Source organism: Bowmanella sp. JS7-9, assembly GCF_004329715.1.
GTDB classification, from domain to species: Bacteria; Pseudomonadota; Gammaproteobacteria; order Enterobacterales; family Alteromonadaceae; genus Pseudobowmanella; species Pseudobowmanella zhangzhouensis.
Window position 1 is genome coordinate 187,829 of the sequence record NZ_JXSY01000021.1, and the last position, 17,764, is coordinate 205,592.

The 17,764-nt window shown below is 49.0% G+C and carries 18 protein-coding genes; 10 read left to right on the forward strand and 8 right to left on the reverse strand.

All coding sequences use genetic code 11. The features are described 5' to 3' along the window. Positions 1–49 precede the first annotated feature (49 nt). Positions 50–517: a thioredoxin gene (locus TK45_RS12370; protein WP_131259137.1), complete on the forward strand. Its 468-nt coding sequence runs from the start codon at positions 50–52 to the stop codon at positions 515–517. An 88-nt stretch (positions 518–605) separates the two neighbouring features. Here TK45_RS12370 and TK45_RS12375 read toward each other — a convergent pair whose 3' ends face one another. Together TK45_RS12375 and TK45_RS12380 are read right to left on the reverse strand one after the other, a co-directional pair. After that, on the reverse strand, positions 606–800 hold the full coding sequence (locus tag TK45_RS12375) for a DUF3185 family protein (protein ID WP_131259138.1): 195 nt from the start codon (positions 798–800) through the stop codon (positions 606–608). A gap of 84 nt (positions 801–884) precedes the next feature. Next, a complete protein-coding gene (locus tag TK45_RS12380; protein WP_131259139.1) occupies positions 885–1,730 on the reverse strand; it encodes a LysR substrate-binding domain-containing protein in 846 nt (281 codons plus the stop codon). Between the two features lie 171 nt (positions 1,731–1,901). On the opposite strand from TK45_RS12380, the gene gcvT reads away from it, so the two are divergent. The 8 genes from gcvT (at position 1,902) to TK45_RS12420 (ending at position 12,619) form a co-directional block, all read left to right on the forward strand. Continuing rightward, positions 1,902–2,981, forward strand: coding sequence for a glycine cleavage system aminomethyltransferase GcvT (gene gcvT / locus TK45_RS12385; RefSeq protein ID WP_131259140.1), 1,080 nt, complete (start codon positions 1,902–1,904; stop codon positions 2,979–2,981). 20 nt (positions 2,982–3,001) lie between these two features. Next, positions 3,002–3,391, forward strand: coding sequence for a glycine cleavage system protein GcvH (gene gcvH, locus TK45_RS12390; RefSeq protein WP_131259141.1), 390 nt, complete (start codon positions 3,002–3,004; stop codon positions 3,389–3,391). 90 nt (positions 3,392–3,481) lie between these two features. Then, complete coding sequence (gene gcvP / locus TK45_RS12395; RefSeq protein WP_131259142.1) at positions 3,482–6,364, forward strand: aminomethyl-transferring glycine dehydrogenase; 2,883 nt, start codon at positions 3,482–3,484, stop codon at positions 6,362–6,364. A gap of 174 nt (positions 6,365–6,538) precedes the next feature. Next, complete coding sequence (locus TK45_RS12400) at positions 6,539–6,739, forward strand: hypothetical protein (protein ID WP_131259143.1); 201 nt, start codon at positions 6,539–6,541, stop codon at positions 6,737–6,739. Between the two features lie 613 nt (positions 6,740–7,352). Beyond that, the gene (locus tag TK45_RS12405) at positions 7,353–9,254 is read left to right on the forward strand and encodes a DEAD/DEAH box helicase family protein (RefSeq protein WP_131259144.1); all 1,902 of its coding nucleotides are present in this window, start codon (positions 7,353–7,355) and stop codon (positions 9,252–9,254) included. A gap of 2 nt (positions 9,255–9,256) precedes the next feature. Continuing rightward, entirely contained in the window at positions 9,257–10,060 is an 804-nt protein-coding gene (locus tag TK45_RS12410; protein WP_131259145.1) for a hypothetical protein, read from the forward strand. Positions 10,061–10,506: 446 nt separating this feature from the next. Continuing rightward, a complete protein-coding gene (locus TK45_RS12415) occupies positions 10,507–11,334 on the forward strand; it encodes a putative RNA methyltransferase (RefSeq protein ID WP_131259146.1) in 828 nt (275 codons plus the stop codon). Positions 11,335–11,794: 460 nt separating this feature from the next. Continuing rightward, positions 11,795–12,619, forward strand: a complete 825-nt coding sequence (locus tag TK45_RS12420; protein WP_131259147.1) for a MipA/OmpV family protein — start codon at positions 11,795–11,797, stop codon at positions 12,617–12,619. Between the two features lie 95 nt (positions 12,620–12,714). Here the strand turns inward: TK45_RS12420 and TK45_RS12425 are convergent, their stop codons facing one another. From TK45_RS12425 to TK45_RS12435, 3 genes are read right to left on the reverse strand one after another with little or no spacing between them, the layout of a single operon-like run. After that, positions 12,715–13,545: a hypothetical protein gene (locus TK45_RS12425; RefSeq protein WP_131259148.1), complete on the reverse strand. Its 831-nt coding sequence runs from the start codon at positions 13,543–13,545 to the stop codon at positions 12,715–12,717. A 16-nt stretch (positions 13,546–13,561) separates the two neighbouring features. Beyond that, a complete protein-coding gene (locus tag TK45_RS12430) occupies positions 13,562–14,359 on the reverse strand; it encodes a hypothetical protein (RefSeq protein ID WP_131259149.1) in 798 nt (265 codons plus the stop codon). After that, positions 14,356–14,883, reverse strand: coding sequence for an RNA polymerase sigma factor (locus tag TK45_RS12435; RefSeq protein ID WP_254426616.1), 528 nt, complete (start codon positions 14,881–14,883; stop codon positions 14,356–14,358). The genes TK45_RS12430 and TK45_RS12435 overlap by 4 nt, the downstream gene beginning before the upstream one ends. A gap of 200 nt (positions 14,884–15,083) precedes the next feature. On the opposite strand from TK45_RS12435, the gene TK45_RS12440 reads away from it, so the two are divergent. Further along, positions 15,084–15,758 carry a nitroreductase family protein gene (locus tag TK45_RS12440; RefSeq protein WP_131259151.1) on the forward strand — a complete coding sequence of 225 codons (675 nt, stop codon included), beginning with the start codon at positions 15,084–15,086 and terminating at the stop codon, positions 15,756–15,758. A 6-nt stretch (positions 15,759–15,764) separates the two neighbouring features. Here TK45_RS12440 and TK45_RS12445 read toward each other — a convergent pair whose 3' ends face one another. The 3 genes from TK45_RS12445 to TK45_RS12455 form a co-directional block, all read right to left on the reverse strand. Continuing rightward, complete coding sequence (locus TK45_RS12445) at positions 15,765–16,343, reverse strand: YqaA family protein (RefSeq protein WP_131259152.1); 579 nt, start codon at positions 16,341–16,343, stop codon at positions 15,765–15,767. Between the two features lie 72 nt (positions 16,344–16,415). After that, on the reverse strand, positions 16,416–16,934 hold the full coding sequence (locus TK45_RS12450; RefSeq protein ID WP_131259153.1) for a GNAT family N-acetyltransferase: 519 nt from the start codon (positions 16,932–16,934) through the stop codon (positions 16,416–16,418). 89 nt (positions 16,935–17,023) lie between these two features. Further along, positions 17,024–17,533 carry a DUF6265 family protein gene (locus tag TK45_RS12455; RefSeq protein WP_131259154.1) on the reverse strand — a complete coding sequence of 170 codons (510 nt, stop codon included), beginning with the start codon at positions 17,531–17,533 and terminating at the stop codon, positions 17,024–17,026. Between the last annotated feature and the right edge of the window lie 231 nt (positions 17,534–17,764).

Genomic DNA, 17,764 nt, shown 5'->3' on the forward strand with positions numbered 1-17,764 from the left:
TTTTTATCAAGGCTACTATGGGGCGAAACCGATAAATAGGAAGTCTTTAATGAAAAAATTTGTTTTGCTGCTGTGCTTGAGTTTGCTGGGCGCGTGCGTCAGTAGCAATGCACAACAACACAATCTGGGCCCAATCGAGCCGGCGGTATTGTTGGCAGAACATCGCGCGTTCGCAGAGGAATACGATGCCTATATTCCAGCTGAAAGTGCCAAAAACGTCGTAAGCGCTTTACAAGGAAAGCGCCTGATAGTCATTTTCGGTACCTGGTGTCATGACAGTCAGCGTGAGGTGGCAAGGTTATTAAAAATTCTTGATGTGGCCAACATGCCGGTGGAGATAGACCTTCTCGCCGTAGACCGAAATAAGCAGGACCCAGATGGTATCGCCGAGAGAATGGGGTTGGTATACACCCCGACCATTTACGTTTATAGCGGCAACAAAGAGTTAGGACGGATTATCGAAAAACCCACCGTGTCATTGGAACAGGATTTGGCAGAAATTTTACGTCGTGAGTGAACCGATATTTAGCGAAATGCGTAAAGACAAATGTAAGTTCGTGTTTTCTTGATGACATAGTTTTGCCGCCCACCCCGGGCGGCTTTTTTTATTTCTTAAACAGCAAGCCCAAGCCCACAATCACCGCCACAGCACCACCAATCAGCAGATATTTGGCATCGTCAGTCGGGTTGCCTGTGACCATTTCGGTTAATTGCGACGCATGGCTGTTGTACTCGGTGTAGCCGAAATACAGCAGAATTGCCCCGCCAACTAACGCCGCTAATCCCAGAATCTTTTGCATGATTATTCCTTGTTGTTTTGAAAAGACCTGCTCAGCAGAACATATTTTTAGCATCCGGTAAATGTTCTGAACTATGGAGAAAAATTACCCCACCCGTGCCTGAATAAACTCGGCCAGTTTGGCGCAGGCCTGTGGGTGTTGTTTGCTTTGCTCAAACAGGCAGATATTGATGGTGCCCAGTTCCGGCAGGTTTTTGTGCCGAAGCACAGCAAGCTCAGCGGGTAGTGAGCTCTTGGCCAGCGCGGTAATGCCCAGCCCCTGCTGAATAGCGGCAGTAATGCCAGACAAATCGGCGATGGTGTAGCTGATGCGCCATGGCAGGGTTTGCTGTTTTAAATGTTGAATGACCCGGCTGCGGTACATGCAGCCATCCGGTGCCAGTACCAGCGATAAGTACTCCGGATTCCAGTTTTGATTTTTATCACCAACCCATACCAGCGGGTCGGCCACCAATAGCTGGCCGTCGGTAGGTTGGCCCGGTGGTACCAGTGCCATTATCAAATCAAAATCGCCACGTCGCTCGTTGCTGAGTAACTGCTTACTTAATGCCGATGTCACCTCCAGTGCCACATCCGGGTAGAGTTTAGAAAACTCACCAATGATGCCCGGCAGCAGGGTGGTGGCAAACTCACTGGGAATGCCCAGGCGCAACCGCCCGCGCAGGCTGGGCTGCTCGAACGCGCGAAACACATCGTCATTCAGGCTCAGGATGCCACGGGCATGCTGATATAACAGTTGGCCATCGTGGTTAGGTAAATGCCGTTGGCCCACTTTGGTAAACAGCTTGCGGCCTAATTGTTCTTCGAGCTTTTTAATCTGCAAACTGATAGCGGGTTGCGAACGCCCGAGAATATCCCCGGCTTTGGCATAGCCGCCCATGTCCACCACCGTGACAAAGGTACGCAGATTGTCGAGAGATAGCTGCTTCATGGCATGTAATAAATTTACAAAGCTGATGGATATGCATTGTATACATAAGTTTTGCAAATGTATTGATAAGGATTATCAATTTGTTGTGCTGCCTTCGGCTTTCTATACTGCGACGCAACATTTGGCTAACAAACTCCGTTTGCCCGTGTGGCAAACCGCAGAGGAATGCACATGACCAACAAAACCGTATTACATGCCAAGCACATCGAAGCCGGTGCGCGTATGGTTGACTTCCACGGTTGGGAAATGCCCATCAATTACGGCTCGCAAATCGAAGAGCACCACGCGGTGCGTAAAGATGCGGGTATGTTCGACGTTTCACACATGACCATCGTTGACGTGACTGGCTCACAGGCTCAGGCCTACCTGCGCTACTTGCTGGCTAACGACGTGGCTAAGCTGCAGGAAAAGGGTAAAGCCCTTTATAGCGGCATGCTGAACGAAGCCGGTGGCGTGGTGGATGACCTGATCGTGTATCACTTCGATGCCGAAAACTACCGTTTGGTAGTGAACAGCGCCACCCGCGAAAAAGACATCAACTGGTTAAACAGCAAAGCCGCCGGTTTTGACGTGACCATCACCGAAAGACCAGAGTACGCGATGATCGCGGTACAAGGCCCGAACGCCAAAGAAAAGGCCGGCCAGGTATTCTCTGCCGCACAAAACGAAGCGGTAGCCGGTATGAAGCCATTCTACGGCGTGCAGGCTGAAGACTTGTTTATTGCCACCACTGGTTACACCGGTGAAGCCGGTTACGAGATCATGGTGCCAAACGAGCAAGCCGCTGATTTGTGGCAACAACTGCTGGATGCCGGTGTGCAGCCATGTGGTCTGGGCGCACGCGATACCCTGCGTTTAGAAGCGGGCATGAACCTGTACGGTCAGGACATGGACGAAACCATTTCTCCGCTGGCGGCGAACATGGGCTGGACCATCACCTGGGAACCGGCCGAGCGTGATTTCGTTGGCCGCGCGGCGCTGGAGCAACAAAAAGCCGCAGGCACCGACAAGCTGGTTGGCCTGCTGATGGAAGAAAAAGGCGTACTGCGTAGCGGCCTGACTGTGAAGGTCAGCGGCGGCGAGGGTGTGATCACCTCAGGTACCTTTTCTCCTACTCTTGGCAAGAGCATCGCAATGGCCCGCGTACCGGCGGATCACGGCGATACGGCCGAAGTGGAAATGCGTAAAAAGTGGGTTACAGTAAAAGTGATTAAGCCGGCCTTCGTGCGTAACGGCAAACCGCTGATTTAATAAAATTAAGAGGAAAAACAATGAGTAACATCCCTAAAGAGCTACGTTATGCATCAACTCACGAATGGGTTCGCGACGAAGGCGACGGCACTTTTACCGTAGGTATCACTGAGCACGCACAAGAACTGCTGGGTGACATGGTTTTCGTTGAACTGCCAGACGTTGGCAGCGCGGTAAATGCCGGTGACGATTGCTGCGTAGCAGAATCAGTAAAAGCGGCTTCTGACGTATACGCACCATTAACCGGCGAAATCATCGCGACTAACGAAGATCTGGAAAACTCACCTGAGCTGGTAAACAGCGATCCATACGGTGACGGCTGGTTATTCAAAATCAAAGCCGAAGATCCGGAAGAGCTGGGCGACCTGATGGGCGCTGAAGATTACGCAAATTCCATCGACGAAGAATAAGTCCAGCGCGGTATTTACCGCTGGCCATTCAAGATTGCAGCCCTGAGGAAACTCGGGGCTGATTTTTACAACACAACGCAGAAGTAGATTATGTCGCACGTCACACTGTCACAATTAGAGCAGCAACAGGATTTTGTCCGCCGCCACATTGGCCCGGGACAGGCTGAACAGGCTGAAATGCTGGCCACTATTGGCGCCACATCACTGGATGATCTGATCGAGCAAACCGTTCCGGCTGCCATTCGTCTGCCGCAGGATATGAACCTGCCAGCAGGCACCACCGAAGCGCAGGCCCTGGCTGAACTGAAAGCCATCGCCGGTAAAAACAAAATTTACCGCAGCTTTATTGGTATGGGTTACAGCGATGTGCACGTGCCAAACGTGATTCTGCGTAATGTGTTGGAAAATCCAGGTTGGTATACCGCTTATACCCCGTATCAGCCAGAAATTGCTCAGGGCCGTTTACAGGCGCTGCTGAACTTCCAGCAGGCAACCCTGGACTTAACCGGTATGGATCTGGCCTCCGCGTCATTGCTGGACGAAGGTACCGCCGCCGCCGAAGCCATGGCGCTGGGCAAGCGTGTGTCTAAAAACCGCAAAGCCAACGCGTTCTTCGTCGCCGATGACGTGCACCCACAAACCTATGATGTGGTGCGCACCCGCGCCGAGATGTTCGGTTTTGAGATTATTGTCGGCAAGGCCGAAGATGCTGCCAGCCACGATATCTTTGGTGCGCTGCTGCAATACCCAGGTACCACGGGTGAAATCCGTGATCTGACTGACATCATCGCTGCGGTACAAGCTAACAAAGGTATTGTTGCGGTTGCCGCCGATATCATGAGCTTAGTGCTGCTGAAATCACCGGGCGAAATGGGCGCCGACGTGGTGCTGGGCTCTGCTCAGCGTTTCGGTGTACCTATGGGTTACGGTGGTCCACATGCGGCATTCTTCGCTACCCGCGACGATTACAAGCGTTCACTGCCAGGCCGTATTATCGGTGTGTCACAGGATACCCGTGGCCGTCCTGCTCTGCGTATGGCACTGCAAACCCGTGAACAGCACATCCGCCGTGAAAAGGCTAACTCCAACATCTGTACTGCGCAGGTGTTACTGGCCAACATGGCCAGCTTCTATGCGGTGTATCACGGTCCGAAAGGCCTGAAAACCATCGCCAGCCGTATTCACCGCTTTGCCGATATCATTGCTGCGGCACTGCAAAACGCTGGCTTTAGCCTGGCGCATGCTAATTACTTCGATACCATCACAGTCAACGTGGGCGATAAGAAAGACGCCATCGTTAGCGCCTCTGATGCGGCGATGATCAACCTGCGTACCGATCTGGACGGCAAGCTGGGTATCAGCGTGGACGAAACCACCACCCGTGCTGACGTTACTAAGCTGCTGGCGGTATTTGGCATCAATGATGTGAATTTTGATGCATTGGATGCAAAGGTGAGCGAAATGCCAGCCTCTATCCCAGCTGAACTGGCGCGCACCTCGGAGATCCTGACCCACGAAGTGTTCAACAAGTACCACAGCGAAACCGAAATGCTGCGTTACATTAAGTCTTTAGAAGACAAAGACTTAGCCCTGAACCACTCGATGATTTCGCTGGGTTCCTGTACCATGAAACTGAACGCCACCGCCGAGATGATCCCGGTCACCTGGCCAGAGTTTGGTTCATTGCACCCGTTTGCGCCGCTGAGCCAGGCGCAGGGTTACCAGCACATGATTCAGGAACTGGCCGACTGGCTGGTGGAAATCACCGGTTACGACCATATCGCCATGCAGCCTAACTCAGGCGCACAGGGCGAATATGCCGGCCTGATTGCCATTCGCAAATACCACGAAAGCCGTGGCGAAGGCCACCGTAATATATGTTTAATCCCAAGTTCTGCCCACGGCACCAACCCGGCATCGGCTCAGATGATCGAGTACAAAGTGGTCGTGGTGAACTGTGATAAAAACGGTAACGTGGATATGGCCGACCTGAAGGCCAAAGCCGAAGAAATGGCCGACAACCTGGCCTGTATCATGATTACCTACCCGTCAACCCACGGGGTATACGAAGAAACCGTGCGTGAGATTTGCGACATCATCCACGCTAACGGTGGCCAGGTGTATCTGGACGGTGCCAACATGAACGCCCAGGTAGGCTTAACCTCACCGGGTTACATTGGCGCTGACGTATCGCACCTGAACCTGCACAAAACCTTCTGTATCCCGCACGGCGGCGGCGGCCCGGGCATGGGCCCAATCGGTGTGAAAAAGCACTTAGCACCGTTTGTCCCTAACCACCCAGTGGTTAAAATCGACGGGCCAAACCCAGAGAACGGTGCCGTATCTGCCGCGCCGTGGGGCAGTGCGTCAATTCTGCCAATCAGCTACATGTATATCCGCATGATGGGTGCCGCGGGCCTGAAAAAGGCCACTGAAGTGGCGATCCTGAATGCTAACTACATCGCTAAAAAGCTGGGTGAGCACTTCCCGGTGCTGTACAAAGGCCGCAACGAGCGTGTGGCGCACGAATGTATTATCGATATGCGTCCGCTTAAAGAAGCCAGCGGCGTGACCGAGATGGACGTGGCCAAGCGTTTGAACGACTACGGTTTCCACGCGCCAACCATGAGCTTCCCAGTAGCGGGTACGCTGATGATTGAGCCAACCGAGTCAGAAGCCAAAGCCGAGCTGGACCGCTTTATCGAGGCCATGATCAGCATTCGTCACGAAATCGCCAAAGTAGAAGCGGGCGAGTGGGATGCCACCAACAACCCACTGCATAACGCACCGCACACCCTGGCCGATATCTGTGACCATAACTGGGATCGCGCTTACGACCGTCAGCTAGCCGCATACCCGGTCGCTGCGGTAGCGCGCAACAAGTTCTGGCCAACGGTTAACCGTATCGACGACGTCTACGGCGACCGAAATCTGGTATGTAGCTGCCCGAGTGTGGAGTCGTACAGAGACTAAGTCTCTGAATTGATCACGATCAACCTAGTAGGTAACCGAGCAAACCTAGTCGGAAACCGTCAATCTGATTATTTAGATAAAAGGTGAGCATTTTTTGCTCACCTTTTTTGTATGTAAAAAATAGTAGATAAGATAAGATTATTTACGATCGAATAAGAATAATAAGTTCGTGATGTGAAAGGTCTATTTACTTGGTTTGGTAAAGCTGATATTGATGGTATGAAACAGGATGCTTCCTCTCCGATTTCTAATATCGCGTTAAAGCATCCTGAACTATTCTATCAAATTGTAATTATTTCGAAAATTTGGGAAGACGAAAGGCGTAAATATATTCCTTGGCTGGAAAAAGTTAGATATAGCCCAGCGACCTTTTAAATTTGTTGAAGGTCACACTGTTAGTATTACCAGGCCAATTGATTAAGTTTCAATGTCCAAACAATCAGGGAATTTTATCAATGAACTTTCAAATTAAAGCGAAAAGCTCTATATAAATTTAACTTTTGGCTCTCCTGCTATGTCAGAAGTGAGTATTAAATTAGGTGAAGCTAAATCTAACATGTATTTCTATCAATCAAATCGAAATAGAGAGATTTTTTTGGATGGCATTCCTTATTAACGGTAGCTTCGTTGATTGAGAAAGACAACGGTGAAGCTTTGTACAACAGGTACATAATTAGTGAGCTAGGTGCTATTTTTTTCGCGGTATTGGGTTAGACGAGCGCCACTCGAAAATGAATGATGAAGTGGTTATGCTTAACGATGAAATTTTTAGCAAACACTCTGAACAATACTGTGAGCTTAAAGCTTTTGATATTAAAGAACCTATGACAGTAAATTTAAATAGGTAACTAACTTTACCTTTAAGTAAAGAATGTAATTTTAATAATTGTGTGATTGTTGATAATGTAATTGAAAATCAATTGGTTATGGATTGGCTTGAGTGTTGCAACGTTGTAGATGTCTTTAAGCCTGCTGATGAGGGATAAATATGAAAAACAAAGCTGAACAACACCGCGCTAAAATAGAAACACTGCTTAGTGAACCAAGTGTATTCAAACATCAACGAGATGCTGCACGTAATACCTACTTAGCCCTGCAAGGTGAAACACGAGCTGTGATAATGGCTGCTGAGATGCAAGCAGGAAAGTCAGGTGTTGCATTTGCTACTGCATGTTACCAACGTAAAAGCCTCAGTGATGAAGATATCTGTAACCCGAAATATTTAAAAGACACCCTTTACGTCATGACAATGGCAGACACCTCTTTGTTAGCACAAGCCAAAGAGGATTTGAAACCTGCGGGTAATGTCGTGGTTTCGAACTTAATCCATTTTCTTGCGGATATTGAAAAAAACTTCAGACGGCAAGATCCTAAATTAATCATCGTGGACGAATGTCATTATGGTTCTGGCGATACATCTGTTAGGTATGAAGCGCTATTTGATTATCTTCAGAATGAAAATACCGAATGTCGAGTTGTATTTATATCTGCAACGCCGTTAAGTGCTCTGCTGGCGACTGAAGGGGACTCACTGATAAATCGGGGCATACCCACCAAACTAGTTTTCCACCGAACCAGTGATGATTACTTTGGTGTCAGAGAGATGTTGGCTGAAGGCCAAGTCATCGACTTGGAAAGCAGAACCCGCAATATTCAGTTTAAATCAGACGCTCAAGACGTTTTTATAAATCATTTTAACAGTTATGAGGGTGAAGGCTGGGCTTTAGTTAGGGTTCCGGCTGGCACTGCAATGGAAGCTAAACGTTTTTTGGCTGAGCATTGTGTGCCTGAGGATAATATATTTATTTTAGGTAAGAAATTATCGGGTGTGCCTGAAGAAGAGCATACGTCAATTGATGACTTCAAAGACGAATATAAAACAGCAATGGAGTTTGGGCAAAAAGTTATAGCAATTACCGTTGCCGGATGTCGAGCGGGAATAAACTTTGGCCTTGACATGAAGAAGAATATTATTGCTACTTGGGACAGTACGGTATCTAACATTGCTGCTGTCGTACAAGCCAATATTGGTCGAGCTTGTGGATACCATACCAATAGGAAAGCAATCCACTTTACTAATTTAGATGCGACTCGAGCATATGGTGAATTACTCTCATATTTAGAACAAACATGTTCTAAACAAGCAACTGGCAACATTAAAGGCCTTAGAGACAAATACAATGATATTTGTAAAAGTTATGAAGTAAAAGGGCTAGATGTCGGCGCGAGAGTGTCTAAAAATGGCGAGTTAAGAGGACGTAAAAAGCTAAATGACTCTCAAACATTTTTGACCGATGGTTATTATGCTATTCCTGCTAAGTTGCATGATCTAGATTTTGATTTTCGTATTTACACCGATGATGAAACAGTATTACAAGCAATTGATGCGATTAGGCAGGTTTATCTAAAAGATAACCCCATTGCGCCCAAAAGCTCTCGATCACTGCGCGGTTATAAATGGATTAAAGCGCACTGGGTAAATGGTGATACTTATGATAACCCTGAAAAGGCATTAGCACTCGGAACAATGTGGGAGCGAGCACTAAACTTAACGGAAAAATTAAATATTGGTGAAGATGTGGAGTTCAATCTAGCGGTAACACCAGGTGGTAACGAAAAAACATCGGATAAAGAAGTAGCAGTTAAAATCTTCAGTGTATATAACCGCTCTCGAAGAGTAACAGACAAGCGTTGTATGACGGAAGAAGATGTTCATGACGTATGTAATTGGTTTGGTGTTGTACCAGATGACACTTTGCTTCTAATCTTCAAAAGGGGGAATTACTGTCCGGTAAGAACGTCAGAAAAAGAGAGAACAGCCAAAGTTCAAATAGCTAAAGGCAATATTTTGGAAGGTAATCATTTCCAAAAAGTTGAAGAAGAAGCTTAGCTATGCATGATGAAACCGAATTATATCGTCATATGAGTGCGGTTCATGCGAAGGACTTTAACACATGTTTTTACTGTGGCTGCATTGCGACTAAGTATGATTTGGCCCCTCCACTTAAATTTGCTGAATTTTATTTAAAAACTAGAGAGGATGCAGACTTTTATCGCGTTCCTAGCTGCCAAGAGTGTTTTGATTTTTTACAAAACGATAAAAGTAGTTTATTAGGGCAGCGCGTTGATAACGTTAAAGGTAAATTAGCCCAAAAATATCAAAAAGCAATTCGAATTTATGAAATGTGGGAGCATGATGAGTTAGAACAGCTTGATTACCAACTTCAAAGAAGCGTGAAAGCAGGCTTAGAACTTGGAAAGGAATCATATGAGAGATACAAGTTTAAAGGCTTTGAATTTGAGGCTGATGGTGAAAAGCACTCGGCTCACTATGTAAGTTCTAAAGGGTTTACCATATTTGGTGAACAATATGACAGTTTTCGGGATGCGCTCGATTACGGCAGTAAAGCATTTCGAATACCAAAAGCTAAACTCAGAGACTTGTATGCTGAGCACGATAATGACTTTGACGCCGCCATTCGCTCTTTCCAAGAGTTGATGGCTCAAAAGTTATATGAAAAAGAACTTGAGCAGAAGTGCAAAGCTTTTGCTGATGAGCATAAACAAAACATTAAATTTGTTATGCATACGGTAGAGATCTATAGAAAACAAAACGACACTCTTACTATAGAAGGAGCTCTTGATAAGCTCTATCAGGAGCGGATTAAAAAAATCAATCAGAGTTACAGTCTGTAGTTCCAATCTTATTAACCAATACCAACTACTTCAAATTACTTCCATACTGGAAACTAAAAAAGAGGCGGTAAAGGCGGTAACAGTGCAAGCAGAGAAGATGAAAGCAGAGGCCGAAGCAAAAAATTAAAGGGGTCAGATTCAATTTTACCCTGGCCCCATTCAATATCTGAGCTAACTAACCAGCTGCGCTTTAGTGCCCTGATGGCTGTTATTTTGAAACCCATCCTCGCACGCAGCGTGCACACTTTCGAATGACCGGGAAGAGAGGGGCGATTAGTTTTGCTGGCGACGATAACGGTGGTAGCAGGCAGAGATGTGAGCTGGCTTAAACTCGCCTCTATTCTTTAGTGCCTTCACTACTCCATGACTATTATTTTGCTGGGAATTCAGCAGTCATTGCTGTTTTCTGGCACACTAGCGGCCTTGCCGACCAGCTGATGTGAGATATGACCGATTCCCTCTACCAATGCCCTGTTTGCCAACTGCCGCTGACACTGGCGGAGCGCACCTATCGCTGCGACAACGGCCATAGCTTTGATCAGCACAAAAAGGGCTATGTGAACCTGCTGCTGGTGCAGAACAAGCGCAGCAAGATGCCGGGTGATGATGCGGACATGGTGCAAAGCCGCCGGCGGTTCCTCAATAGTGGTTTTTATCAGCCCATGGCCATGGCACTCGCGGAGCTTTGTAAGCAACAATTGCCTGCCGATGCGCGGGTATGGGACGCTGGCTGTGGCGAGGGGTATTACACCCATATTATTGCCAGTCATAACCCGGGATTTGCAATGCAGGGGCTGGATATTTCCAAGCCGGCGATTCAGGCGGCCAGCCAATATAAAGGAATTGAATGGTGTGTGGCCTCCAGTGCTAACCCACCGTATCGGGATGCCAGTATTGATGGGATTGTCAGTGTGTTTTCGCAGGTCGATGCCGCCGCTTTTGCGCGGGTACTCAAGCCTGCGGGCAAAGTGTTTTTGATATTGCCGGATGCCGACCATTTAGCAGCGCTGCGCGCACTGATTTATGCCAACGTGCGCGACTATGACACCAGCAAGCACCTTTCCTATTTGGGGCAGGGCTTTAGCCTGCTGAGCGAAACCCGGCTTGAAGTGCCGCTGGCGCTCACTTCTGCCGAGCAAATTCAGGATTTGATTGGCATGACGCCGCACGCACACCGCCTATCAGCCGAGGTGCGTGAACGGCTTGCCAGCCTGGAATCATTAAACGATAACGCCTGCTTTAAGTTGTATGTGTTTGAAAAATCTAGGACATAACTTCTTTTCTATACCACCTGGCGTTACCCAACACTTATACAGTTTAACCACCCCCGTTCAGTCACACCGGGCTTGACTCGGTGTCCATTGGCTTTGTTTGTGGATTCCGGCTGGTCGGGCCGCGCAGGGCGGGCCGCGTAGGCGCCGGAATGACAAAAGAATGGATTCCGTGTCGTAACACGGAATGACTGTGCTGTGGACTTCGGCTGTGCGGGTTGGGCCGCGCAGGTCGAGAAATGACTACTTAAGGTATATCGCTAAATCTAAACTATGTCGTCACCCTGAACTTGATTCAGGGTCCACTACCGTCATGCCGGACTCTACCCGCTGGCCATTGGCCTTGTTTCTCTATTCCGCTTCGCCGCCACAATGACTGCATCCTTTCTCTATATTCAGTTTGTTTTGAACTTTTTCGCCATGGGCGGCGTAATTGAGTGACCAATCATGGAGTGTGCTGAATATGAAAAAGATTCTCTTGGCAGTGTTAGTTTCAGCTTTGGGGTTGAGCTTTCAACCGGCGATGGCGCAGCAGGAATCCGCGGCGTTAGTGCCGTTACCTTCGCTGGATGACTTTAGCAAAGGTAAAGACGGCTGGGCGTTTGGGCTTGGCCTGGGCGTGGAATATGAAACAGCCTATGAAGGTTCTGATGAATTCGGATTCGAACTTCAGCCTGCTGGTGCTGTGCAATGGCGCAGTGGGGATAATATTTTTTACTTTGCTGGCGAAGCATTCGGTTGGCGCGGCCTGCGCGATGACGTCTGGCTCTTAGAGGCACTAGTGGGGTTTGAAGAAGGCCGCGAAGAGGGTGATTCGGATGAAGGCTGGCTGGATGGGCTGGGTGAACAAGAAGAAGGATTTCAACTGGTGTTGCAGGCACGCCGTGCATTAACGAACGATTGGCGCTATTGGCTGGTGAGCCGCGTTGTCACTGGCGGTGACGGCAATCTGGGGCTATTCGGCGTTGGTCGTCGTTTTGGGGATCAAAACGATGGCTCTGGCCATGAGGTGAATGTTGTCGCCGTGTTTCATGACAGTGAATACGCCAACAATGGGTTTGGGATAAACCAGGTGCAAGCCGCCGCTTCTGGCTTAAATGCCACCACGTTAAGCGGTGGGTTACGTTCTGTTGGCATCGATTACAGTTTCCGACACAATCTGAATGAAAACTGGCAAACATATGCTGAGGCGCTGTTCGAATATTACAGCAGCGAGGTGCGTAAAAGCCCTATCGCACGCAGCGATTATGAGGCAGAAGTGGGCATTGGATTTATATATATCTTCTAGCTCGTTTTACGCTGACCACAATAGTGGAAGTCAGATGTGTTAAGCGGAAAAAGGCGAGCCATGCTCGCCTTTTTCGTTGGTATCCCAATTTACACTCAGTGCTGGCGCACGTAGATATCGCCGCTGTAGGTATTGAGGCTAATTTGCTGCCCACCGCCATTGACCGCTGCGCTCATATGCCCGCCGATAATGATTTCCTGCTCCTCTGTTTTTTCCACCCGGTCGGTGCGGGTAAAGGGGGCTTTTACGCCAGAGTACAATTGGCCGCGAAAGCTTTGCACCACCACCTGGGCTTTGATGTTTTGGCTTAGCGAGATATCAATGTTACCGCTGTGGCTGGCCAGCGACGTGGGATTGGCCTGATCCAGCGAGCTAAATCGCACCACGATATCCTCTGAATGGGTTTCGGCCACGATTGGGCCGCTGACATCCAGCGCTTCTATCGGGCTTTTCCAGCTTTCCAGCTCCAGCGAACCATTGATACCGGATACTTTTAAACTGCCGCCACTGCGTAATTGTGACTCGACACTGCTGTTACGCGGTACGCGGATATCCACTGCCACATATTCGTTGGAATACTCAGCGCTGACTTCCACGTGATTGTTGTGTTCTTCAATCGCCACCACGCTGGAGGAAATCGCCACCGGGGTTAACCCTGCCACTGAACGGCTTGGGGTATGCGCGTCGGCTTTTGCTTTGCGGCGGTTGTCGTCCGGGTTTTCCCGCTCGGTTTTCCGTACCGACACCTCGACCTGTTTGCCATCGAAACCGACGATGTTGATCTCACCAAAGTACACGCTGACTTCCAGTTGCACCGGTTTGTCCGGTGAGGTTAGTTCCAGAATGTATTCACGCTCGCTGGTTTGGGCGGTGGCGGACAGTGCCAGCATTAACGCGGCCAGGGTACTGATTAATCGAAATTGCATAATGGACTCCTCGGCACTACGCCTGTTGTTTAGAGAAAATCTGGGTCAAAAACTGTTGCACGTCCGGCGCGATGGCCTGTTGCTGCAATTGGGTAGAAAACTGTTGAAATTCGCTGGCACTAAGCTTGCCGAGCAGCAGACTTATAAGCTCAATTTGCACTAGCGGGTTGCTCTCGCTGCTGGCTAGTTGTTGTAACTGTTGTAAATCATTTTGTGGCAGCTGCGCCTTTTGTAAGGCGCGAATAACGGCTAAACGCACGGGCGTGGCTTGATCATGTGTCAGCGTGTCCATCAGGGCGTTAAGCAACTGTGGGGCGGCCAGATTGCTTTCCATGCTGTAGGCCACACCGCTCAACCGCCGCGACGCGTTGGGTTGATCCAAAAGCGACACCGCCAGCATGGTATTGAGTGAATTCACCTGCTGTTGCAGCGCGGTTAAATCATTGCCGGATTGCGGGGCATTGCCAGCCGTGTACCAACCCAGCGCAAACACCGCACACAGGGTTGCGAAGCGCGGCGCCGTCAGCCCGGCGAAAGCCTCTTTCAAGCTTTGCCACCAGGTGGGTTTTGCAACCGGTGCAGGGGCAACTAGCTGAGCCTGTTTGGCGCGCTCCAGCATGGCATAAAAACCGGCATCCATGGCCGAAGAAGGCTGCGACTGAGGTAACGGTATTGCCCAAAACGCCTCGATGAAATCCAGTTCCGCCTGCAACGCTGAGTCGGCGGCGATGTGCGCTTTGACGGCGTCTGTCCACACGACAGGCTGGCCGTTTAACTCATCAATTTTTAATTGGATAATGTCTTGCGTATTCATTGACTTACCCCCTCACATAACGTTTGTACCTGAGCCTGCAGGCGTTTAAGCGCGGCCTGCATGCGTGATTTAAGTGTGTTGATATTGCATGCCATCAGTTCGGCGATTTCCTGATAATTCAGATCCGCAAAGCGGCTGAGCAATATCATGTCGCGATCCTCTGCGGGCAGGGCGTGCAGCGCCTGCTTAAATACCCGTTGCTGTTGGCTCAATTCCATATCCTGAGTCAGTTCACTGCCGGATGGATCACAGTCGGCGATGTCCTCATGGCCTTCGTGCCGCTGATTTTTGCGGAAATGATCCACCGCCGCATTACGGGCAATGCCATACATCCAGCTGCGAAAGCTCGCCTGCCCGCTAAAACCATGGCGATAGGCCAGGATGCGCATAAAGGTGTCCTGAACTAAATCCTCACTGGCGCTGCGGCTACAACCCATATGCAGAAAAAAGTTAAACAGGCGCACTTTATTGGCCTCATACAACACGGCTAGCTTGTCTAGCTGCTGTTGCTGAACCTGTCGCATCAATGTGCATTCATCTATTACCAACTGCTTGTTTTCCAAAACTATTCAGGTGTTGTGGGTTAATACCGCGACCATGACACAAAAGTTGAAGGGGCGAGAAAAAATTTTTTGAAAAGTGAAATACGGGGGAATGTAAGTGGGTTTAATACTGTGCGATTGGCGTTTATGCTAGGCGCATAACAATCAATAAGAGCCAGCCGATGCAGCCCCATGACCACACACCATTAGATGACTTTATCACATATCCAGCCGATGAAATGCTGGCGCGCAGCCATGAGTTCCTGGCTCAGATGCGCCGTCGTCACAGTGTTCGTAGCTTTAGTGATAAACCAGTGGCGCGTGAGGTGATTGAAAACTGCCTGCTCACGGCAGGCTCTGCGCCAAGTGGTGCCAATCATCAGCCATGGCATTTCGCCGCCATCCATTCGCCGGAGGTTAAACGCCAAATTCGTGAGCAGGCCGAAGCCCACGAACGCGGTTTTTATGATGGCCGAGCCGGGCAGCAGTGGCTCACTGACTTAAAACCGCTTGGCACCGATGCCAGTAAACCCTATCTGGAAACGGCACCCTGGCTGATTGCCGTGTTCAGCCAAAAAACCGGTGGGCTGGATGGTGATGAATCAAAACAGAATTACTACGTACATGAGTCGGTGGGCATTGCAGTTGGGATGTTGCTGACTGCGTTACACAATGCCGGGCTGGCGACCTTGACCCATACCCCAAAACCGATGAATTTTCTTACCCAGGTATGCAACCGCCCCGAAAACGAGCGGGCGTACATGCTAATTATCGCCGGTTACCCGGCTGATGACGCCACCGTACCTGCCCATGCCCGCAACAAAAAAGCCTTGGCGGATATCGCCAGTTTTTTATAAACGGTGCTAGGCAAACAGCCACCAAAGGACGACAGCGCTAACCGTGAGTAATATCATCGCTTTGGTTTTGTGCTGGCGAATGATGCGCTCGGCGCTGTTGCCGGCAAAATACACCACGGCAGCCAGCCCAAAGTAACGAATACTGCGGGCAATGGCGGTGGCCAACAAAAACAGCCCAATCGAATAATGAGTTGCGCCAGCGGCAAGCATCGCGATCTGGAAAGGAATGGGGGCGATGCCCAGCGTGAGCACGAACCAAAAGCCCTGAGTCTGCATTTTTTGCTCAACGCTTTGAAATTTTTGCTGATTAGAAAACAGCTCAATGAGCTGGTCGCCGAGCAGATCAAACAGAAAATACCCGAGCGCATAGCCAAATAAAGCGCCGACTATACAGCCCAGTGTAGCCAACAAGGCAATCCACCATAGCTTGTCCCGGCGCGCCTGCATCAGCGGTATCATCACGGCTTCCAGCGGGATGGGCACAATAGTCGACTCTAAAAATGAGGCAATGGTGATGCCCTTCAACATATGTTCAGAGTCCACCATCTTCTTGGTTTTGTGTTTCAGTTTTTTCTTTAGGCCCAACTTACTATTCCCGCTGCTATGTATACAGGGTAAGAAGTTGCATGAACTATGCCTGTTGGACGCAAATTTTGGCTAACAGCGTTCGGTGCGCAGTCTTGAAAACAAATTCAGGTTCACCAACTGGCCTTTGAAAAATCGAGCCTGACGCAGGGTGCCTTCGAACTGAAAGCCGGCCTTTTTCAGCATGTGTTCTGAGACCGAATTTCCCTCGATGGTCACCGCTTGCAGGCGATTGAATGAAGTGCTTTGAAAGAAGTGCTCGGTGAGTAACGCTAATGCCTCGCGGGCATAACCATTACCCCGATATCCGCTGAAAATACGATAATAAATTTCGCGCCCGTCCAGGTAGTGGGTGGAGCGAAATAACCCCGCTTCTCCCACAATATTGCCTTGCAGGTCTTCAATAATTAGCTTGCCACAATGGTCTTGCCAAAAGCCGGTATCGTTGAATGCCTGCTTAAACGCCACCTCGGATTGCAGACCGACGGGCATAAATTCACCCGGATCGGATTGATCGCTGGATAATTCGTACAGGCTATCCAAATCGGCTTGGCGGACGGTACGTAATCGAATGTGGCGTCCCTGAATCATGCATATCTCCTTTTATTGACTTGTCAGCCTACCAGATCTGCCACTGCATAAAATCCTTAGCGAATTTTTATTCAGGGGCAGATCGAGGACTAATTCTTAACGCGTTGGTAGTTGAATTTTTCTTCAGTGATGTTGCCGTTTTGCTCAATGGCTACGTAGATGTTGATTTCGTCATCGCTAATTTTTTCCAGTGTTAATCCGTTGAAAAACACTTTGTTGTCCGTGACGTTGACGAGTTTAAAATCGACAGTTTGGTCTTTTTCTTCCCAGCCTTTGAGATTGGCCGCGAAGTGCTTGAGCCGGAAAATCAGGCTGTTGTTTTCTTCAATGATGGTTTCCAGTTCATAAAATGACACCTGGTTATTCACCACAAGTTTAAAGGCGCCCATCATGCTGCCGCCCAGTGGTGGCGACCAAACCTCTTCCGTCAGCCCGCCAAATGCTTCACCTCTCCAGTGACCAGCCAGCCAACTGACGGCATTCAGGTTTGCAGGTGGAGATGTTTGTTGTTCCAGAAATAACAGGTTTTTAAATTCACTTTGCGAGAATGCATTAAGGCTGGTGATGAGCAGCACAATGGATAAACAGTATTTGAACATGACCTAATTCCTTCTCATTGCTCCTTTTTGAGCGGCTTCGTCAGTGTAGACTTGTGCCGATTAGTTGGTAAGTCAGTATTGTTGATGTGCTCTGTTTAGACGCGTAAGTTATTTCGCTGAGGCTGAGTGGTAACCACTCAATACGGTTTATACACAATCCCGCTAATGCATTATTCAGATGCGATGGGAGCTTGGTACGACAAGAGTCCATCCGACTTATATATGTTAAAT